This window comes from Rhizobium sp. BK538 (genome assembly GCF_014197575.1).
In the GTDB taxonomy this organism is placed as follows: domain Bacteria; phylum Pseudomonadota; class Alphaproteobacteria; order Rhizobiales; family Rhizobiaceae; genus Rhizobium.
Window position 1 is genome coordinate 22,832 of the sequence record NZ_JACIFT010000002.1, and the last position, 20,302, is coordinate 43,133.

Below are 20,302 nucleotides of genomic sequence, written 5' to 3' on the forward strand. Positions count from 1 at the left end.
GACGATGCGCGACATCATGGGAATGATGGGCAAAGTCAAGGAAATGCAGGCCAAGATGGAGAAGATGCAGGCGGAGATCGCCGCACTCCATGCGGAAGGCAAATCGGGTGGCGGTCTCGTCACCGTGATTCTCAACGGCAAGGGCGAGATGCAGAGCCTGAAGATCGACCCGTCGCTGTTCAAGGAAGACGATGTCGAGATTCTCGAAGACCTGATTGTTGCCGCGCACAAGGATGCCAAGGACAAGGCGGAAGCTGCTGCTGCTGAAAAGACCAAGGCGCTGACCGCCGGCCTGCCGATTCCTCCCGGCTTCAAGATGCCGTTCTGACCCCGCCAGTGGATCAAAAAGGGCGGCGTCGGTTGCGCTGGCATCGCTTCCATCACGCAATAAGGAGGATTGCAGATGACGTTGACCAGTCTGTTTGTCTTTGCCTGCGCGTTGTTCGTGGCGGCCGGCTCTCCGGGCCCGAGCGTCGCTGCGCTCGTTGCCCGTGTCATCTCCAAGGGCGCGCGCGACGTTCTTCCCTTCTTGGCGGCCATGTGGCTTGGCGAGGCGATCTGGTTGACCTGCGCCGTCGCCGGTCTCGCCGCAATTGCCGAAACCTTCCATTATGCTTTTGTGGCCATCAAGTGGCTCGGCGTCTGCTATCTGCTTTATCTCGCCTGGAAGATGTGGTTCGCCTCGCCGGATAGTGACGGTGAAACGCTGCCTGATGCGCAATCACCCTTGAAGCTTTTCCTTGCCGGCATGACGGTGACGCTCGGCAACCCGAAGATCATGATGTTCTACATGGCGCTGCTGCCGTCGATCATCGATATCCGCGCTGTGACCATTGTCGGCTGGGCCGAACTCGTGGTGACGATGTTTCTGGTGCTGATCGTCATCGATATCAGCTGGGCACTGCTTGCAGCCAAGGCGAGGGGGTTCCTGAAGAGCCGCCGCGCCGTGCGTATGGCCAATCGCGCCAGCGCCGGCACGATGGCCGGCGCTGCAATGGCAATCGCGATGCGCTAGGCTATCTCTGTGAGATGTGCCGCTTGGGGGCCGGTGGCGGTGGTGCCGGCGGTACCCAGGTCAGGATCATATTGGCAACGCCGGCCGCAATATTGAGCCCGGATGTACCCTCCGCCGAGACCGGTTGCAGAGCGATCGAGCCTTCGAAGCCGCCGATAAGGACATTGGCTCCGACACCGAGGCCGACCGTCGCGTTGGCCGCAACGCCGGAGTAACTGCCCTGCAGAGCCCCGTCGATCCGGTTGGTCGGTGCATAGACGAGCCAAATCATTCCTCCGCCGGCGAGAGTGCCAATATCGATGCCGAGTTTGGTGATGGTACCAGTATAGCGTTCGCTCGGCCGTCCCGGTGAAGATGGAGTGAAGATGCAGTTGAGCGTCCGTTTCGAACCGATGATGACGCCGAATCCAGGAGAAATGTCACAGCCCAGCGAGCCGACCTTGACGCGGGCTGCCGCCGGCGTTGCTGATAGGAAGGTCGTGGCTGTTGCGGCGATAACTGCAGCCGCGATAAATCGTGCGATGGACATGCGAGCCTCCTTCGATTTACACCCCGTGCGTGAAAATCTAGGACCCTCGGCCTCGTCAACAAGTGGCAGTGGTCGAAATCACGTTAGAGGTAGTGTCGCGCCAGTTTCACCAGTTCGCGGCCGATCGGCTTCATCGGTTCGCCGCGCAATACGAGGGAGGTCGTGACCGCGCCATAACGCGCGATGCTGTCGACGATGATTTCAAGCTCGGATGGTGAAGGGACCAGAGCCTTGAGCACGAAGCAATCCTCGCCTGTCAGTCTGAGAACCTCGACAATCTGTGGCATTTCCGAGAATTGCTTAAGACAGGCGCGGATATGTTCGTGGGTGGTACGCAGCCGAATGACTGCCATCATGCCCAGCCCGAGTGCCGCAGCATTGACGCGGGCGCCATAACCCTCGATGATTCCCCGTTCTTCCAGACGCTTCAGCCGCTCGGACGCGGCCGGCTGCGAAAGACCGACCTTGCGCCCCAGTTCGGAAACGGAAATGCGCCCGTCTGCCTGCATGATCTCGATGATCAGCATGTCAGTCGGGTCGAGTTGTCGGTTCACGAAATCGGCCATCTTTATTCGCCTTTAATTCATCGGTTGAACGATGGTTTCTCCGATGATTTCCTATGTCGTTTGCCGACTATCTCACGCAGCTTATGCGCGGAGCAACAGGAAGGAAGCGATGAAAGATATCATCATGGTGCCTGGCATTGGCGGATCTGGCGAAACACATTGGCAGTCGCGATGGGAGGCGACCGACCCGCGCATGCGTCGTTTTTCGCCCTCGAGTTGGGATCTGCCGGATCTTGACGATTGGATTGCTGCGCTGGACCGGGCTGTCGGCCGATCGAAGGCCGAACCGCTTCTCGTCGCCCATAGTCTTTCCTGCCTGCTGGTTGCGCACTGGGCACAGCGTACCACGCATGGCGCCGGCGGTGCCTTGCTGGTTGCGCCGCCGGACCCGCGCTCGGCGGCTTTCCCCCCGGAGGCTGCCGGCTTTGCCGATCCTCCTGTCGCGGCCCTTCCATTCCCGTCGCTTGTCATCGCCAGCAGCAACGATCCTTTCGGCTCGATCGACTACGCGCGAGCAAAGGCTGATGATTGGGGCAGCCAATTCGTCGATATCGGCGCCCGCGGTCACATCAACGGGGCGAGTGGGCTGGGCGATTGGCCCGAGGGGAGGGCAGCTTTGGCGGAGTTTGAGACACACTTGCGCTAGGCGCCAGACTGTGCCTCCAGAATATTGCGCAGCTTGTAGTGAATCGGAGCCGAAAGATAGCGGCTGCGATCTTGCGCTGTGAGCATCCTACCAAAGGTGGCGATCATCTCCGGCATCGTGACCTTCTCGCCGTTATAGGGCAGATAATCGACCGTCATTCCGGCCGCGACCGGGCCACCGTGAAGAACGCGGCAATAGACGCCTGGCCGCGCTGCCTGCGTATAGCGCTTGATGAACCGGGGGTCGCCCATGCGAGTGGCAAATGTAGAGCAAGGAATGCGCGCGCTGGTGACCTCCAGAACAAGATCGCCGGCTATGAATCGATCGCCGACAGACACGATGCGGTTATCGAGACCGTCGATCACCATGTTCTCGCCGAAAGTGCCCGGCTCGATCGGTCGCCCAAGCTCCTTCGTCCACCAGTCAAGGGTCAGCGATCCCTCGAGATAGACGGCCTGGTCGACACCGCCATGGTGCTTCCGATTACAGATGGCGTCGCCCACAAGCCCCTCGGCGTCGACAAGCACTCTGCCGCCGACCCGATGCTTGCAGATGCCCGTCTTGTAGCTCTTGCCGGGCAGCCGCTCGGCATTGCCGATGCAGACGGCGAGGATTTTCATCGAGCGGCGCTCCCAACATGTTTCCGTTTTTGCAGCATATGGGCTAATAACCGCTCATGGCAAAGCGAGTCACCGGCCCCGAAATCGAAAAACTGATCCAGCTTCTGGCAAAGGTGCCCGGCCTCGGGCCGCGCTCCGCGCGCAGGGCTGCGCTTCACCTCATCAAGAAGAAGGACCAACTCCTCGGCCCTTTGTCGAATGCGATGGGTGAGGCCTATGACAAGGTCAAGATCTGCTCCCATTGTGGCAATGTAGATACGGTTGATCCCTGCACGGTCTGCACGGACGACCGGCGCGACCAGTCCGTCATCATCGTCGTTGAAGATGTCTCCGATCTCTGGGCGCTGGAGCGCGCGGGCGCCTTGAACGCGGCCTATCATGTCCTCGGCGGCACCCTGTCGCCATTGGATGGCGTTGGGCCCGACGACCTCAACATCCGCGGCCTGATCGAGCGCGTCAGCGCCGGCGGCATCCGAGAGCTGATCATTGCCGTCAATGCGACCGTCGAGGGACAGACAACAGCACACTATATAACCGACCAGCTGAGCGGCCTGGACGTGAAGATCACGCGCCTCGCCCACGGCGTCCCGGTCGGCGGCGAACTCGACTATCTCGATGAAGGGACGCTCCAGGCGGCGCTCAGGGCACGCACGGCAATCTAGGGGGAAGCATGAACAAGCGCATTTTCGGGCGCCTTTTGATCGCAACGGCGGCGCTGCTGCCGCTGCTGTGCTCGCCGGCGCTCTCTGCATCCAAAGCCGATGTCGAGGCGCAGTTTGAAAGATGGGTGCAGACCGATCTTTGGCCGGAGGCGCAGAAGAATGGAATTTCCGAGAAGGCGTTTCGCGCAGCCTTTGCGGGCGTCGAACTGAATTGGGGCCTCACCGATCTCGCTCCTCCTGGCTTCCCGCCGCCGAAGCAGCAGAAGCAGACGCAGGCCGAATTTTCTTCCCCGGCACCGTATTTCAACGAGGATCGGCTGAAGCGGCTGGCCGCTACCGGTCGTAGTTTTGCTTCGCAATATGCCTCGACGCTGAAGAAGATCGAAAGAACCTACGGAGTTCCCGGTTCGATCGTGTTGGCCGTCTGGGGGCGTGAAACAGGCTTCGGGGCCGCCAAGATCCCGAACTCTGCGATTGAGGTGCTGGCGACGAAGGCCTTCATGTCGACGCGCAAGGAAATGTTCCGCACCGAACTGCTCGCCGCCCTGCACATCATCGATCGCGGTGATGCGACGCCAGCTGAATTCAAAGGATCATCGGCCGGCGCGCTCGGCCAACCGCAGTTCATGCCGACCAGCTATCTGAAGTATGCCGTCGATTTCGACGGCGACGGCCATCCCAATATCTGGACCTCGGTGCCCGACACGCTTGCCTCGATCGCCAATTTCCTCGTCCAGAAGGGGTGGCATCGCGGCCGTGGCTGGGGCTATGAAGTAACGATTCCCGCTCAGGTTTCCTGCGCGCAGGAGGGGCCGGATCTCGCCAAGCCCGTCTCGCACTGGGCCTTGCTCGGTATCGAGCGCATATCAGGCAATGCCTTCCCTTCCGACGAAGGCAAGGCGTCCGGCATGATGCTCGTTCCGGCCGGCCGCGACGGGCCGGAATTCGTCGTTACGCCGAACTTCTACGTGATCAAGGAATACAACAACTCCGACCTCTACGCGCTCTATATAGGCAACCTCGCGGATCGGATTGCGTACGGTTCCGGCGCCTTTCAGGGGCCGTGGGGTGATGTCGGCAGGATGCTGCGCTCCGACGTCGCAGCCATGCAGAAGGCGTTGGAGAAAAAGGGGTACGATGTCGGCGGCTCTGACGGGCTGCCCGGCTACAAGACGCGTCGGTCCATCGGCCAGTGGCAGGAAAAGAACGGCATGAAGCCGACCTGCTATCCGGAGGCGTCGATGATCGGCAAGTTGAAGTAAGTCTATAGGTTGCGCTTCAGGCCTTCGTGGCTCGCGACAAACCCCAGCTTCTCATAGAACCGGATCGAATCCGTCCGTGATTTGTCGGAGGTCAATTGTACTAGACCGCAGCCGCGCTCGGCGCAGCGCGCCATAGCCCATTCGATGAAATCGGAGCCGAGGCCTAAGCCGCGTGCATCTCTGGCAATGCGCACGCTTTCGATCTGCCCGCGCCACATACCTGTCCGCGACAGGCCGGGAATGAACGTCAACTGCAAGCAGCCGATCACGCGATCATGCTGATCCGCCGCGACGGCGAGCAGTTGGTTGGCATCGGATTCGATTGCCTTGAGTGCGGCAGCATACCTGGCATCTGGTGGATCCGAGACAATTTCGCGCGTGGCTCCGAGATCGTCATCTGAAAGCAGGCCGATGATATCAGTCAGATCGGAATGACGGGCAGGGCGGAAGGAATACATGTCTTGCCTCAATGGTGCAGATCGATCGGCGCCTTGTAGAAGACGTCATCATTGGGTGGAATGGCTTGGCGCTCGATCAGCCGGTGCACCTGCGGCAGTTGCTCGCCGCGGTGGAGCGCCCGCAGCCCTTCGATGTTTTCCGCATCAGCCTGCGTGCGGCGCTGATTGTGCCTGATGTATTCGACCCAGGTCGGCGTGTGATAGGTCTCCGTCCATCGGCCCGGCTTTTCGAGATCGCGCATCAGCGCCCAGTTGCGGGCGCCATCGCGAATGCGTATGCGCCGCCGCTCGCCCATTAGCGCCAGAAATTCGCGAACATCCGCATCCGCGATTTCATAATCGATCTGGACGACGATCGGGCCGCTGCGCGGCGTAATATCAAGGCCGAGCGCCGGCTCCGTGAAGCGGTTCAGCGGATCGAGATTGAGCGAGGCGAAGGCCGGCATGGCAAAGCGCAGCCCGACTACGATGCCGAAGAGCATGACAACGGCGGAGGCCAGCAAGGCGTCGGAGACACCATAGCGGTCGGCGGCCACGCCCCAGAGCCAGCTGCCGCCGGCAATGCCGCCAAAGGTCACCGTCTGATAAAGCGACAAGGCGCGACCGACGACCCAGCGCGGCGTCGACAGCTGCACAATCGTATTGAACAGCGACAGCGCCAATACCCAGCACGCGCCCGATATCATCAGTCCGGCACAGGTCAGGACGGCAATCGCACTGAAGGCGGCGATCGCGGCGCTCAGCGCAAAGCCTGCGAAGGAAATCCGCACGATCGTCTCGCTCGAAAAGCGTTCGCGCAGCCGATCATTCAGCATCGCGCCGCCGATTGCGCCGATGCCGAAAGAGCCGAGCATGAGACCGTAGGTCAGCGGCCCGCCGACAACGAGGTTGATCGCCACGATCGGCAGCAGGGCGAGAATCGAGCTGGCGCTGATCCCGAAGATCAGGCCACGCAGGAGCACCTTTTGCAGGTTGGGTGACATCGCCACATAGCGAAGGCCCGCAAACACCGCGCTGCCCAGCGTCTCCCTCGGGAGGGTGGAGGCCGGCAGGCTCGGCTTCCAGCCCATCAGCGCGTAAATCAGCGCGAAGTAGCTCAGGGTGTTGACGGCAAAAGCCGCTGCCGCGCCGGCTGCGGCGACGATGACGCCGCCGATCGCGGGGCCGACGCTGCGAGTGATGTTGAAGCCGACGCTGTTCAACGTGACTGCGCCCGGCAGGTCGGCGCGCGGCACCATGTCGCCGACGGACGCTTGCCACGACGGATTGTTCAGCGCCGTACCGCATCCGATCAGAAACGTGAAGAAAAGGAGCAGCCACGGCGAAAGCCAGCCGAGATAGGCTAAGACGGTGAGTAGCGCAGAAACCGCGAGCATGAAGTATTGCGCCGTCAGCATGACGCGGCGCCGGTCGAAGCTGTCGGCAAGGGCACCCGACACGAGAGAGAAGAGCATGATCGGCAGCGCTGTCGACGTCTGAACCAGCGCGACCATATTCTCGGATGCCGTGATGGTCGTCATCATCCAGGCGGCGCCGACCGCCTGTATCAATCCCCCGAAATTCGAGGCAAGGCTTGCAAACCAGATCGTCCGGTAGGTTTCGTGCCGCAACGGCGCCAGTGTTGACGAAGTGTAAGGCACGATCCCTCCCGATGCCGGTTCCTCAAAGCCAATATATGGCGAAAGATGCCTCTGGCTAGCGCCGGGGCGCATCCGGAAGGTTGGCGACGGAGCTTGCAATTCTAGAAAAATCGGCCTATATGGCTCTCAAATCTTGATCGTTTTGATGAAGAGTGGGCCGCAAGGACCCGCTCTTTTTTATTAGTGCGATCATCCACAATGCATGAAATTGCGAGGAGCGCATCGCTTGTCGGATCCGACGAAAGCAGACAATGAATTTGAGCCGCGGTTGATCACCGAGACCGGTCTCGACCAGCGTCTTGCCGACATTATAGAGCCCGTATTGGTGGATATCGGGTTTCGCCTGACCCGCGTGCGGATGCTCAACCAGAACGGCGCCACGCTACAGATCATGGCCGAGCGCAACGACGGAACGATGACTGTGGAGGACTGCGAGGCGGTCTCGATGGCCATTTCTCCGGTGCTGGATGTGGAAGATCCGATCGATCGGGAGTATCATCTCGAGGTGTCTTCGCCGGGTATCGATCGTCCGCTGGTGCGGAAATCGGATTTCACCCGCTGGCAGGGACACCTTTTGAAGTGCGAAACGTCGATCATGATCGCCAACCGCAAGCGCTTCCGCGGCAAGATCGTGGAGAGCGATGCGGATAGTTTCACGCTCGAGCGTGACCAGGTTGCCTATGGCGAAGAGCAGAAGGTTGTTATCCCCTTCACCGCGCTCAGCGATGCGAAGCTCATTCTGACCGACGATCTGATCCGTGATTCACTGCGCGCCGACAAGCTGGCGAAGGCAGAGGCCGCGAACCAGAACGAAGCGGAAGACGAAGAATAAACCGATCAACTTGTGGCTCCAGGGACGGGAACCCGGGACGCCTAGACGGAGAGAAAAGACAATGGCAGTCAGTGCGAACCGGCTCGAACTCCTGCAGATCGCAGATGCAGTGGCGCGCGAAAAGGTCATCGACCGCGAGATCGTGCTTGCCGCAATGGCAGACGCGATCCAGAAGGCAGCGCGCTCCCGCTATGGCACCGAGTCCAACATCCGCGCCGACATCAACCCGAAGACCGGTGAAATCCGCCTTCAGCGTCTGCTGGAAGTTGTCGACAAGGCCGAGGACTATTCGACCCAGATCCCGCTCGAGCTGGCCCGCGACCGCAACCCGGATGCTGCCCTTGGCGATTTCATTGCCGATCCGCTGCCGCCGATGGATTTCGGCCGGATCGCTGCCCAGTCCGCCAAGCAGGTGATCGTCCAGAAGGTTCGCGAAGCCGAGCGTGATCGCCAGTTCGACGAATTCAAGGATCGCGTCGGCGAGATCGTCAACGGCACGGTCAAGCGCGTCGAGTACGGCAACGTCATTGTCGACCTCGGCCGTGGCGAAGGCATCATCCGCCGCGACGAAATGATCCCGCGCGAAAACGTCCGCTATGGCGATCGCGTCCGTGCGTATGTATATGATGTTCGCAGAGAGCAGCGCGGCCCGCAGATCTTCCTGTCGCGCACGCATCCGCAGTTCATGGTCAAGCTCTTCACCATGGAAGTGCCGGAAATCTACGATGGCATCATCCAGGTGAAATCAGTCGCCCGCGATCCGGGTTCGCGCGCCAAGATCGCTGTGATCTCCAACGACTCGTCGATCGATCCGGTTGGCGCCTGCGTCGGTATGCGCGGCTCGCGCGTTCAGGCCGTCGTTGGCGAGCTTCAGGGCGAAAAGATCGACATTATTCCGTGGTCGCAGGATCCGGCAACCTTCGTCGTCAATGCCCTGCAGCCGGCCGAAGTCGCCAAGGTCGTTCTCGACGAAGATGCAGAGCGCATCGAAGTCGTGGTTCCGGACGAACAGCTGTCGCTGGCCATCGGCCGCCGCGGCCAGAACGTTCGCCTGGCCTCGCAGTTGACCGGCTGGGACATCGACATCATGACGGAAGCCGAAGAGTCCGAGCGCCGTCAGAAGGAATTCAACGAGCGCACCAACCTGTTCATGGATTCGCTCGACGTTGACGAAATGGTCGGCCAGGTTCTGGCGTCGGAAGGCTTTGCGGCCGTCGAAGAGCTTGCCTACGTCGACCTTGACGAAATTGCTTCGATCGACGGTTTCGACGAAGACACGGCACAGGAAATCCAGACGCGCGCCCGCGAATACCTTGAGCGCCTGGAAGCCGAAATGGACGAAAAGCGCAAGGCGCTCGGCGTTTCCGACGAGCTGCGCCAGATCGACGGCATGACCGCCCAGATGATGGTCGCGCTGGGCGAAGACGGCATCAAGACGATCGAGGACTTTGCCGGCTGCGCCGCTGATGATCTCGTCGGCTGGAGCGAACGCAAAAACGGTGAGACCAAGAAGTTCGAAGGCCTGTTCTCCAAATTCGATGTTTCGCGCGTCGAGGCCGAACAGATGGTCGTTCAGGCTCGCCTTGCGGCAGGCTGGATCACCGAAGAAGACCTCGCCAAGGACGCGGAAGCTGAAGAAGCTCCCGAGGCCGAGCAGGAAGTATAATGTCCGCGCGTGAGCCGACCGTTTCTCCTGAGGACGACGATCTTGCAGGATATGACGTGAATGGTCGCATGTGCATCGTGACGCGCGAAAGCGGATCGCCGGATGAGCTGATCCGCTTCGTCGCAGCTCCCGATGGGACTGTCGTCGCCGACCTGAAGCGCCAGCTTCCGGGACGCGGCTGTTGGGTCAAAGTCGACCGTTCGCTGGTCGACAAGGCGGTGGCGAAGAAGCTCTTCGCCCGCGCTTTAAAGGCGGATGTGAAGGCGGCAGCCGATCTCGGCGAAACCGTCGAGACGCTGCTCGGGCAGCAATTGATGCAGATGATGAACATGGCTCGCAAGGCGGGCCAGTTCGTCACAGGCTCCGCGAAAGTGGATGCCGCAGTCAGGAGTGGAGCCGCGATCGCCGTGTTCCACGCAACGAATGCCGCCGAGGATGGCGTGAGAAAAATAGACCAGGCTCGCAAGGCTTGGCATCTCGGAATGGAAACCGAGGAAGAAATACCTTCCTTCCGTCTCTTCTCGGAGGACGAAATGGAAGGGGTGATGGGCCAGAACACTTTTATCCATGCTGCAGTGCTTGCAGGGCAGGCGGGTGAGGGTGTAGTGAAGCGCGCAAAGATGCTCGAACAGTACCGTAGTGGCGGTCAGTCCCGGGCACCGGGCGGCGCTGGCCGGCAAAAACAATGATACGGTCACCGGCATCGGCCGGCTGCTACATCATTGATCGACAGTATTTGAACGACAGGGTCTGATGACGTCATCGCTCCCTGTCCGAAGGAACGGGAACGAATGACCGATAGCAATGACGACAAGACACTGAACGGACCGGGCAAGAAAACTCTGACCCTGAAGCCGTCGGGAATGAGCCAGGGCACCGTGCGCCAGGACATGGGCCGCGGTCGCACCAAGGCGGTCGTTGTCGAGACCCGCAAGCGGCGTCCGATGCGTCCGGAAGACGAACGCCCGATCACGCCCGTAGGCTCCGCCCCGGCTCGCACCGAAGCTGCTCCGAGCACGCACCAGCCGCGCGCACCGCAGGCGCCGCAGCCGCGTATTCATCCGCCGGGTGGCCAGCAGTCACGTCCGCAGCCGCCGTCTTCGCAGCCGCCGCGCCAGCAGGATCGTCCGCGTCCGGTGGTATTGAATCATCTTTCGCCGGAAGAAATGGATGCACGCCGTCGCGCACTTGCCATGGCGCAGGTTCGCGATGCCGAGGATGCGGTCCGCCGCGCCGAGGAAGAAAAACGTCGCGCCGCCGAAGATGCTGCACGCCAGGCCGCGGAAGCGGAAGAGGCCAAGCGCCGCGCTGCCGAAGAGGCTCTGCGCGCTGCCGAAGCGGCTATTGCTCCTGCTCCTGCTCCTGCTCCGGCTGCGGCTGCGGTCGAAGCACGTACGGAAACGCCGCGCGTTCAGCCATCGGTCCCGGTCGCGCGCCGGCCTGATGCTGCGCCAGCCGCGGCTCCGGCAAGGCCTTCTCCGGCCGGAGCCCCTGCACCGGCCGCCGCTCGTGGTCGTCGCGAAAGCGAAGATGATGACCGCGGTGCACCACGTGGTGCCCCGGCTCGTGGCCGCGTCGTTCGTCCCGAACCGGCCAAGCCCGTAACGACCCGTCCGAAGACCGACGAGGAGCGTCGTCGCGGCAAGCTGACGATCAGCACCGCGGGTGTTGACGATGACGGCAGCGCACGCGGCCGTTCGCTCTCGGCCATGCGCCGCCGCCAGGAAAAATTCCGCCGCAGCCAGATGCAGGAAACCCGCGAAAAGGTTGTTCGCGAAGTCATCCTGCCGGAGACAATCACCATTCAGGAACTGTCGCAGCGCATGTCCGAACGTGCCGTCGACGTCATCAAGTACCTGATGAAGGAAGGCCAGATGATGAAGCCGGGCGACGTCATCGACGCCGACCTTGCTGAACTCATTGCCGGCGAATTCGGCCACACCGTCAAGCGCGTCTCCGAATCCGACGTCGAACTCGGCATCTTCAATGTTGCCGACCAGGAAGGCGATCGCGTTTCGCGTCCGCCGGTCGTCACCATCATGGGCCACGTCGACCACGGCAAGACCTCGCTGCTCGACGCTATCCGTCATGCCAACGTGGTTGCCGGCGAAGCCGGTGGTATCACGCAGCATATCGGCGCCTATCAGGTCGAACAGAACGGTCAGAAGATTACCTTCATCGACACCCCCGGCCACGCCGCCTTCACGGCAATGCGTGCCCGCGGTGCGCAGGCGACCGACATTGCGATCCTGGTCGTTGCAGCTGACGACAGTGTCATGCCGCAGACGATTGAATCGATCAACCACGCCAAGGCGGCCGGTGTTCCGATCATCGTGGCGATCAACAAGGTCGACAAGCCGAGCGCCGATCCGCAGAAGGTGCGTACGCAGCTCCTACAGCACGAAGTCTTCGTGGAATCGATGGGCGGTGAAGTTCTCGATGTCGAAGTTTCGGCCAAGACGGGCTTGAACCTCGACAAGCTGCTGGAAGCCATCCTGCTGCAGTCCGAAATCCTCGATCTCAAGGCCAATCCGAACCGCACGGCGGAAGGTACGGTCATCGAAGCCCAGCTCGACCGCGGCCGCGGTTCGGTCGCCACGGTTCTTGTCCAGAACGGTACGTTGAGGCCCGGCCAGATCATCGTCGCTGGCGATGTCTGGGGCCGTGTTCGCGCGCTCGTCACCGACAAGGGCGAACACGTCAAGGAAGCCCCGCCGGCCATGCCGGTCGAGGTGCTCGGCCTTTCCGGTACGCCGCAGGCCGGTGACAAGTTCGCCGTCGTCGAAAACGAAGGCCGCGCCCGCGAGATCTCGGAATACCGCCAACGTCTCGCCCGCGACAAGGCCGCGGCCCGCCATTCGGGCCAGCGTGGCTCGCTGGAACAGATGATGACGCAGCTGCAGTCCGCCGGCGTCAAGGAGTTCCCGCTGGTCATCAAGGGCGACGTGCAGGGTTCGATCGAGGCGATCGCCGGTGCTCTCGAAAAGCTGGGCACGGACGAAGTTCGCGCCCGCATCGTTCACTCCGCCGTCGGCGGGGTCACGGAATCGGATATTTCGCTTGCCGAGGCATCAGGCGCCGCGATCATCGGCTTCAACGTCCGCGCAAACGTGCAGGCTCGCACGCTGGCAGAGCGCCAGGGCATCGAAATCCGCTACTACAACATCATCTACGACCTCGTTGATGACGTGAAGGCGGCGATGTCGGGTCTGCTTTCGCCGGAGCGCCGCGAAACCTTCCTCGGCAATGCCGAGATCCTCGAGGTGTTCAACATCACGAAGGTCGGCAAGGTCGCGGGTTGCCGCGTTACCGAAGGCAAGGTCGAGCGTGGCGTCGGCGTCCGCCTCATCCGCGACAACGTCGTCATCCACGAAGGCAAGCTCAAGACGCTCAAGCGCTTCAAGGACGAAGTCTCGGAAGTGCATTCCGGCCAGGAATGCGGTATGGCTTTCGAGAACTACGAAGACATCCGCGCCGGTGACACGATCGAGTGCTTCCGCGTCGAGCACATCACTCGTACGCTCTGATCGTGTGATATCGGAAATTTGGACGGGCGCCGGATCATGTGAGGCCGGCGCCCGAACCTTTTGAGGCAAAGAAAAATGGCAACAAGACCAACAACCTCCGCACCTTCGCAGCGCATGCTGCGCGTCGGCGAGCAGGTTCGCGCCGCTATCACGCAGGTTCTGCAGCGCGGCGAAGTGCGCGATGACGTGATCGAGAAGACCGTCATTTCAATCTCGGAAGTCCGCATGTCGCCCGACCTGAAGATCGCGACGGCCTATGTGACGCCGCTCGGCGTGACGGATCATGATGCGGTAATTGGCGCGCTGAACCGCAATGCGAAGTTCATCCGCGGCCGGCTCGGCCCGCAGCTGCGGCAGATGAAATACATGCCGGAAGTTCGCTTCCGTGACGATACGAGCTTCGACAATTACAAGAAGATCGACGAGTTGTTGCGCTCGCCAGAGGTGAGCCGCGACCTCGATCACGATACTGAAGACGAATAGTAGAAGAGACTGATGTCCAAACCACGTAAACCGAAAGGCCGCCCGGTCTCGGGTTGGCTGATCCTTGATAAGCCGGTCGATTTCGGCTCAACTGAAGCCGTTTCCAAGATCAAGTGGCTGTTCAAGGCGCAGAAGTGCGGTCACGCCGGTACGCTCGATCCGCTGGCCTCGGGCATGCTGCCGATCGCCCTTGGCGATGCGACGAAGACTGTTCCCTACGTGATGGACGGTCGCAAGATCTATGAGTTCACCGTGACCTGGGGCGAGGAGCGCGCAACCGACGATCTCGAGGGCGATGTGACGGAGAGTTCCGACAAGCGCCCGAGCGAACAGCAGATCCGCGACCTCCTGCCCAAGTATACCGGCGTCATCAGCCAGGTTCCGCCGCAGTTTTCTGCCATCAAGATTGCCGGCGAGCGTGCCTACGATCTGGCGCGCGATGGTGAAGCCGTGGAGATCCCCTCGCGCGAGGTCGAGGTTTTCCGTCTGACGCTGTTGTCCTGCCAGGATGCCAATACCGCGCATTTCGAAGTCGAATGCGGCAAGGGTACCTATGTACGCGCGCTGGCGCGCGATTTTGGTCGTGAACTCGGCTGTTATGGTCATATATCAGGTCTGCGCCGCAGCTTCGTTGCGCCCTTTGCCGAAGAGACCATGGTACCGCTCGCCGATCTCGTCGCGCTTGAGGCGATCGAAGACACGGATGAGCGGCTTGCTGCCCTGGATGCTCTGCTGATCGATACCAGCGAAGCGCTTTCCTCGCTGCCGCATCTCGTTGTCAATGACGACCAAGCGCATCGGTTGAAGATGGGTAATCCGATCCTCGTGCGTGGTCGCGACGCGCCGGTTGCCGAAAGCGAAGCCTACGCCACGTCCCGTGGCAAGCTGATCGCGATCGGCGAGATCGGCCAGGGCGAGTTCCGTCCGAAGCGCGTCTTCGGCTGAGGTTTGATAAACCTCCGGTTTCGGCCCGCTGCAGGCCGACCAATCGGCGAGAACGCCGGTCAAAAACCAACCGAACCCAAGGAAAAGCCGCCAGTTCGAGGCGCCTTGCCCCTTGTGTTCTTTCATTGGAGACAGTCATGCGCAGACTTGCAGCCGGCATCCTGATGTTCTTCGCAGCGGTTTTGATGGCCGCCAACGCTTACGCTGTGGAGCGCTGGGCGACGTTGCCAACCTTTCCGGCAATGCCCACTGCAAAGACTAGTGGCATGGCCCCCGTCAACGACATCAAGATGTATTATGCCGAATACGGCGAGGGTGATCCGATCCTGTTCATTCACGGCGGGCTCGGTAGCGCCGATGTCTGGGGCTATCAGGTGGCTGAGTTTGCGAAGGATCATCGCGTGATCGTGGCCGACAGTCGCGGACACGGTCGTTCGACGCGCAACGGGCAGCCGTTCGACTATGATCTGATGACCTCAGATTATGTCGCTTTGCTCGAATACCTGAAGCTCGACAAGGTGACACTGGTCGGATGGTCGGATGGCGGCATCATCGGCATCGATATGGCGATGAAGAATCCGGAGAAGTTGACGCGCGTGATTGCGCAGGCTGCGAACGTGACGACCGATGGCGTGAAGCCCGACGTTATGACCAATAAGACCTTCAGCGACTACATCAATACGGCCGGCGAGGCTTACAAGAAGCTCTCGCCGACGCCGAACGATTACGATGCTTTCGTCACCCAGATCTCGGCGATGTGGGCGAGCCAGCCGTCGTGGACTGCCGATGACCTCGGCAAGATCAAAGTACCCGTCACTCTGGCGATTGGGGATCATGACGAGGCTGTCAAGCTTGACCACACCGAGATGATGGCCAAACAGATTCCAGGGTCGAATCTGGTCATCCTCAAAGACGCGAGCCACTTCGCCATGCTGCAGGATCCCGAGGGGTACAACGCAATGATACGCGAGGCGATGGCCGGCCGGTGACGAATCGGCCATCTGCGGCATGCCTCTTTCCATTGCAGCGCATTTGGTTTATACGCAGCGCCAGCAATCGGGCTCTGCCCGGATGCATTCGCGGCCGAAGCTGGACGACATCCCGGCTTTTGGCGACCTAATCTCCTCTCATAGAAAGGAACATCCGATGTCGATTACTGCTGAGCGCAAGACGGCTCTCATCAAGGAATACGCAACGTTCGAAGGCGACACCGGTTCTCCGGAAGTTCAGGTTGCCATCCTGACCGAGCGTATCAACAACCTCACGGAACACTTCAAGGGTCACAAGAAGGATAACCATTCCCGCCGTGGCCTGCTGACGATGGTTTCGAGCCGCCGCTCGCTTCTTGACTATCTCAAGAAGAAGGACGAAGGCCGCTATACCAAGCTGATCGGCAGCCTGGGTATCCGCCGCTAAGGCTTCCCGGCGGGCGCTCCTCTTTCGGACGCCCGCCGGATTTTTTCGGGGAGACTTCCCCATCCCGCCACGCGTGGCGGACTGCCCGGCAGACCCGGATGGGCCGGTTCTGCCAAACCAACCGTTGACCTGTCATGGGGCAGGATTGCCGGATGCTTTTGGCCAGAGCTTCACAAGCTTTGGCCCGGTCTCTTCGGAGATCGATGATGCAAAGCCTCCCGTTGTCTTGCCCATGATGCGTCACACCGATTGCAGTTGACCGTGCGCCGTGCCTTGGAAGGCGACGTGCATGTTCCTGCATTGAAGGACAAGACATATGTTCGATACTCATAGTGTGGAAATCGAGTGGGCAGGCCGCCCGCTGAAGCTCGAAACCGGCAAGATCGCCCGCCAGGCTGATGGCGCCGTTCTCGCGACCTACGGCGAAACCGTGGTTCTCGCCACCGTTGTCTCCGCCAAGGCGCCGAAGCCGGGCCAGGACTTCTTCCCGCTGACCGTCAACTACCAGGAAAAGACCTACGCAGCCGGCAAGATCCCCGGCGGCTATTTCAAGCGCGAAGGCCGTCCGAGCGAAAACGAAACCCTCGTTTCCCGCCTCATCGACCGCCCGATCCGCCCGCTCTTCCCGGAAGGCTACAAGAACGACACGCAGGTCGTCGTCACCGTCATCCAGCATGACCTGGAAAACAACCCGGACATCCTGTCGATGGTTGCTGCCTCGGCAGCTTTGACCCTCTCCGGAGTCCCCTTCATGGGCCCGGTCGGCGGCGCTCGCGTCGGCTACATCAACGGTGAATACGTCCTCAACCCGCATCTCGACGAGATGGACGAGTCGATCCTCGACCTCGTCGTTGCTGGCACGCACGATGCTGTTCTGATGGTTGAATCCGAAGCCAAGGAACTCAACGAAGAAGTCATGCTCGGCGCCGTCATGTTCGGCCACCGCGGCTTCCAGCCGGTTCTCGACGCGATCATCAAGCTCGCCGAAGTGGCCGCCAAGGAGCCGCGCGACTTCCAGCCGGAAGACTATTCCGAACTCGAAGGCGAAATGCTGAAGCATTTCGAAGCCGAGCTTCGCATCGCCTACAAGAACACGCAGAAGGCTGAGCGCTACGCTGCCGTCGACGCGGTCAAGGCGAAGGTCAAGGCGCACTTCCTGCCGGAAGAAGGCGAAGCCAAGTACACGGCCGAAGAAGTCGGCGCGATCTTCAAGCACCTGCAGGCAAAGATCGTTCGTTGGAACATCCTCGACACCAAGAGCCGCATCGACGGTCGCGATCTCGAAACCGTTCGCCCGATCGTCTCCGAAGTCGGCCTCCTGCCGCGCACCCACGGCTCGGCGCTCTTCACGCGCGGTGAAACACAGGCGATCGTCGTTGCGACGCTTGGCACTGGCGAAGACGAGCAGTATGTCGACTCGCTCACGGGCATGTACAAGGAGCGCTTCCTGCTCCATTACAACTTCCCTCCCTACTCGGTTGGCGAAACCGGCCGCATGGGCTCCCCGGGCCGCCGCGAAATCGGCCACGGCAAGCTCGCATGGCGCGCTATCCGTCCGATGCTGCCGACTGCTGAGCAATTCCCCTACACGCTGCGTGTCGTTTCCGAGATCACCGAGTCGAACGGCTCGTCCTCGATGGCAACCGTCTGCGGCACCTCGCTTGCTCTGATGGACGCCGGCGTTCCGCTCGCTAAGCCGGTTGCCGGTATTGCCATGGGCCTGATCCTCGAAGGCGACCGCTTTGCGGTCCTCTCCGACATCCTCGGTGACGAAGACCACCTCGGCGACATGGACTTCAAGGTCGCTGGTACGGCCGACGGCATCACTTCGCTGCAGATGGACATCAAGATCGCCGGCATCACCGAAGAGATCATGAAGGTCGCTCTCGGCCAAGCTCAGGGCGGTCGCGCCCACATCCTCGGTGAAATGGCAAAGGCCATCACCGAGAGCCGCGGCCAGCTCGGCGAATTCGCTCCGCGCATCGAAGTCATGAACATCCCGGTCGACAAGATCCGCGAAGTCATCGGCTCCGGCGGCAAGGTCATCCGCGAAATCGTTGAAAAGACGGGCGCAAAGATCAACATCGAAGACGACGGCACGGTCAAGATCGCCTCTTCTTCCGGCAAGGAAATCGAAGCGGCCCGCAAGTGGATCCACTCGATCGTTGCAGAACCGGAAGTCGGCCAGATCTACGAAGGCACGGTCGTCAAGACCGCCGACTTCGGCGCGTTCGTCAACTTCTTCGGCGCCCGCGACGGCCTCGTCCACATCTCGCAGCTTGCTTCCGAGCGTGTTGCCAAGACGCAGGACGTCGTCAAGGAAGGTCAGAAGGTCTGGGTCAAGCTTCTCGGCTTCGACGAACGGGGCAAGGTCCGCCTGTCGATGAAGATTGTCGATCAGGCGACCGGCCAGGAAATCCCTGCCGACAAGAAGAAGGAAGAAGCTGCAGCCGAGTAAGCTGCGCCTTCCCAAGACGTCATGGGCGCGGGGTAATTTCCGCGCCCTTTTTGTATTCGAGGACGAGATAGATCCATGAGCAGCGAGACGCTGAAGACACTGTTCCACCCCTTTGTAAGCGGTACCGTCGAGGCGCCTGGCGAGGGCGAGCACGTGCTTTTCCTCGGTGCCGAGGCGGGCTTCGCGCTGCCGGAAGCCTTTGCCGCCTCGCTGAGCGCGGTACAGGGCCTCCGGCCACTTTACCGGCAGTTGCTCGCCCAGCGCATCGAAACCGCACCTGAGATCGAAGGCGAGGGCTACGACGCCGTTCTGGTGCTGTGCAACAAGCATAAGGGCGAGAACGAGGCGAATATCGCGGCTGCCCTTCAGCGTGTTAAGGTCGACGGCCTCATCGTGATTGCCGGCGGCAAGGAGGATGGCATCCAGTCGCTGCGCAAGCGGATGGAAAGCCTCGGCCTCGAGATCGAGCATATGCCGAAGTATCACGGCGTCGCACTGTGGTTCGCGCGGCCGGCCGATATCAGTGAGATCGTCGGCAAGTTTGCCAAACCGCCGGTTCGTGTCGACGGTCGCTTCGTGGCCGCGGCGGGCATGTTCTCGCACGACCGCATCGATGACGGATCCGAGCTGCTCGCCTCGCGCCTGCCTTCTGATTTCACCGGCGATGTCGCCGATTTCGGCGCCGGTTGGGGTTATCTCTCGGTCGAACTGGCGCAGCGCTCGCCCGGTGTCAGCCGTCTCGACCTCTACGAAGCCAATCACGCCGCTCTGGAGGCCGCCAAGGCAAATCTGGCGGAGAACTGCCCCGAGGTGCCTGCACGCTTCTTCTGGCTTGATCTGGCGGGCGAACTGGTCAAGGACAAGTACGACCTCATCATCATGAACCCGCCCTTCCATGAGGGCCATGCGGCGGAGCCGTCGCTCGGTCAGGCGATGATAAAGACGGCTGCGTCTGCACTGCGCGGCGGCGGCCGCCTGCTGCTGGTTGCCAATCGTGGCTTGCCCTATGAGCCCGTGCTGGCTGCGAACTTTAAGGAAAGCGGCGAGACGTGCCGCAATGCCCGCTTCAAGGTACTTTGGGCGAAGAAGTAAGCTGTCCGCATAGGCAGCCTTGGGAGATCTGCCAGACTTGCTGCAGATGGAGAGACAACGGGCAAGAGGCATGGAGACGGAAGCCAACAAGACGCTCGTGAGGGCGTATGTTGAGGCATTCAATCGCTTCGACATGGCGGCACGGCGAGAGCTGTTTGCCGCCGATGCGCGGGTTTACGGTGTCTTGGGATATGGGGGCCTGGATGACGTCGAACCCATCTGGCGTGAGCTCCATGAGGGTATGAATACAGATCTCGAGATCCTCGATATCGCCGCCGAGGGAAGGAATGTCGTGGTCCGCTTAAAGCGGGCGCTATTCCGGCTTCTTTCGTGGTCTCGTTGGTCATGACCCGACCGGCAAAAGCTACGAGGTCGCTGCGATGGAATGGTTCGTCGTCGAAAACGGAAAGATTACGACCCGCTGGGGCGCCAGGGATTCTGCGGCTATCTTGCGGCAGGTCACGCATCCCTAGAGGATGGGTTTT

General features: G+C 61.1%; 22 protein-coding genes. 17 read left to right on the forward strand and 5 right to left on the reverse strand.

What is annotated here, in order from left to right:
• Window positions 1-4: 4 nt before the first annotated feature.
• Both FHX09_RS02405 and FHX09_RS02410 read left to right on the forward strand, forming a co-directional pair.
• Complete coding sequence (locus FHX09_RS02405; RefSeq protein ID WP_132589264.1) at window positions 5-328, forward strand: YbaB/EbfC family nucleoid-associated protein; 324 nt, start codon at window positions 5-7, stop codon at window positions 326-328.
• 75 nt (window positions 329-403) lie between these two features.
• Complete coding sequence (locus FHX09_RS02410) at window positions 404-1,015, forward strand: LysE family translocator (RefSeq protein ID WP_132589265.1); 612 nt, start codon at window positions 404-406, stop codon at window positions 1,013-1,015.
• 1 nt (window position 1,016) lies between these two features.
• Here the strand turns inward: FHX09_RS02410 and FHX09_RS02415 are convergent, their stop codons facing one another.
• Both FHX09_RS02415 and FHX09_RS02420 read right to left on the reverse strand, forming a co-directional pair.
• On the reverse strand, window positions 1,017-1,544 hold the full coding sequence (locus FHX09_RS02415; RefSeq protein WP_132589266.1) for a DUF992 domain-containing protein: 528 nt from the start codon (window positions 1,542-1,544) through the stop codon (window positions 1,017-1,019).
• An 83-nt stretch (window positions 1,545-1,627) separates the two neighbouring features.
• A complete protein-coding gene (locus FHX09_RS02420; protein WP_132589267.1) occupies window positions 1,628-2,110 on the reverse strand; it encodes an Lrp/AsnC family transcriptional regulator in 483 nt (160 codons plus the stop codon).
• A gap of 109 nt (window positions 2,111-2,219) precedes the next feature.
• Between FHX09_RS02420 and FHX09_RS02425 the strand changes: the two genes are divergently transcribed.
• The gene (locus tag FHX09_RS02425) at window positions 2,220-2,756 is read left to right on the forward strand and encodes an alpha/beta hydrolase (protein WP_184449262.1); all 537 of its coding nucleotides are present in this window, start codon (window positions 2,220-2,222) and stop codon (window positions 2,754-2,756) included.
• On the opposite strand, the gene FHX09_RS02430 is transcribed toward FHX09_RS02425, so the two are convergent.
• Complete coding sequence (locus FHX09_RS02430) at window positions 2,753-3,376, reverse strand: MOSC domain-containing protein (protein WP_184449264.1); 624 nt, start codon at window positions 3,374-3,376, stop codon at window positions 2,753-2,755. The genes FHX09_RS02425 and FHX09_RS02430 overlap by 4 nt on opposite strands.
• Before the next feature lie 56 nt (window positions 3,377-3,432).
• Here FHX09_RS02430 and recR point away from each other — a divergent pair, with 56 nt between their 5' ends.
• Window positions 3,433-4,038 (forward strand): recombination mediator RecR, encoded by a 606-nt coding sequence (gene recR / locus FHX09_RS02435; RefSeq protein ID WP_007798999.1) that lies wholly within the window; start codon window positions 3,433-3,435, stop codon window positions 4,036-4,038.
• Between the two features lie 8 nt (window positions 4,039-4,046).
• Window positions 4,047-5,300, forward strand: a complete 1,254-nt coding sequence (locus FHX09_RS02440) for a lytic murein transglycosylase (RefSeq protein ID WP_132589272.1) — start codon at window positions 4,047-4,049, stop codon at window positions 5,298-5,300.
• Between the two features lie 2 nt (window positions 5,301-5,302).
• On the opposite strand, the gene FHX09_RS02445 is transcribed toward FHX09_RS02440, so the two are convergent.
• Together FHX09_RS02445 and FHX09_RS02450 are read right to left on the reverse strand one after the other, a co-directional pair.
• Window positions 5,303-5,758, reverse strand: a complete 456-nt coding sequence (locus FHX09_RS02445) for a GNAT family N-acetyltransferase (protein ID WP_132589274.1) — start codon at window positions 5,756-5,758, stop codon at window positions 5,303-5,305.
• An 8-nt stretch (window positions 5,759-5,766) separates the two neighbouring features.
• Window positions 5,767-7,398, reverse strand: coding sequence for an MFS transporter (locus tag FHX09_RS02450; RefSeq protein WP_132589276.1), 1,632 nt, complete (start codon window positions 7,396-7,398; stop codon window positions 5,767-5,769).
• A 226-nt stretch (window positions 7,399-7,624) separates the two neighbouring features.
• Between FHX09_RS02450 and rimP the strand changes: the two genes are divergently transcribed.
• From rimP to FHX09_RS29605, 12 genes are all read left to right on the forward strand, one after another.
• Window positions 7,625-8,230, forward strand: a complete 606-nt coding sequence (rimP, locus tag FHX09_RS02455; RefSeq protein ID WP_132589278.1) for a ribosome maturation factor RimP — start codon at window positions 7,625-7,627, stop codon at window positions 8,228-8,230.
• Window positions 8,231-8,291: 61 nt separating this feature from the next.
• A complete protein-coding gene (gene nusA, locus FHX09_RS02460) occupies window positions 8,292-9,896 on the forward strand; it encodes a transcription termination factor NusA (protein WP_007798988.1) in 1,605 nt (534 codons plus the stop codon).
• Window positions 9,896-10,585: an RNA-binding protein gene (locus tag FHX09_RS02465; RefSeq protein WP_007798986.1), complete on the forward strand. Its 690-nt coding sequence runs from the start codon at window positions 9,896-9,898 to the stop codon at window positions 10,583-10,585. The genes nusA and FHX09_RS02465 overlap by 1 nt, the downstream gene beginning before the upstream one ends.
• Window positions 10,586-10,687: 102 nt before the next feature.
• Entirely contained in the window at window positions 10,688-13,423 is a 2,736-nt protein-coding gene (infB, locus tag FHX09_RS02470; protein WP_183720889.1) for a translation initiation factor IF-2, read from the forward strand.
• Between the two features lie 75 nt (window positions 13,424-13,498).
• A complete protein-coding gene (gene rbfA / locus FHX09_RS02475; protein ID WP_007798984.1) occupies window positions 13,499-13,906 on the forward strand; it encodes a 30S ribosome-binding factor RbfA in 408 nt (135 codons plus the stop codon).
• 12 nt (window positions 13,907-13,918) lie between these two features.
• Entirely contained in the window at window positions 13,919-14,851 is a 933-nt protein-coding gene (truB, locus tag FHX09_RS02480) for a tRNA pseudouridine(55) synthase TruB (RefSeq protein ID WP_007798982.1), read from the forward strand.
• A gap of 137 nt (window positions 14,852-14,988) precedes the next feature.
• Complete coding sequence (locus FHX09_RS02485) at window positions 14,989-15,840, forward strand: alpha/beta hydrolase (protein WP_184449266.1); 852 nt, start codon at window positions 14,989-14,991, stop codon at window positions 15,838-15,840.
• Window positions 15,841-15,997: 157 nt separating this feature from the next.
• On the forward strand, window positions 15,998-16,267 hold the full coding sequence (gene rpsO, locus FHX09_RS02490; RefSeq protein WP_007528962.1) for a 30S ribosomal protein S15: 270 nt from the start codon (window positions 15,998-16,000) through the stop codon (window positions 16,265-16,267).
• Window positions 16,268-16,583: 316 nt separating this feature from the next.
• Window positions 16,584-18,725, forward strand: coding sequence for a polyribonucleotide nucleotidyltransferase (gene pnp / locus FHX09_RS02495; protein WP_132589284.1), 2,142 nt, complete (start codon window positions 16,584-16,586; stop codon window positions 18,723-18,725).
• Window positions 18,726-18,800: 75 nt separating this feature from the next.
• Window positions 18,801-19,817, forward strand: a complete 1,017-nt coding sequence (locus FHX09_RS02500) for a class I SAM-dependent methyltransferase (RefSeq protein ID WP_132589286.1) — start codon at window positions 18,801-18,803, stop codon at window positions 19,815-19,817.
• Between the two features lie 70 nt (window positions 19,818-19,887).
• Window positions 19,888-20,166 carry a nuclear transport factor 2 family protein gene (locus FHX09_RS02505; protein ID WP_245505430.1) on the forward strand — a complete coding sequence of 93 codons (279 nt, stop codon included), beginning with the start codon at window positions 19,888-19,890 and terminating at the stop codon, window positions 20,164-20,166.
• 31 nt (window positions 20,167-20,197) lie between these two features.
• Entirely contained in the window at window positions 20,198-20,290 is a 93-nt protein-coding gene (locus tag FHX09_RS29605; protein ID WP_245505431.1) for a hypothetical protein, read from the forward strand.
• The last annotated feature ends 12 nt before the right edge of the window (window positions 20,291-20,302 follow it).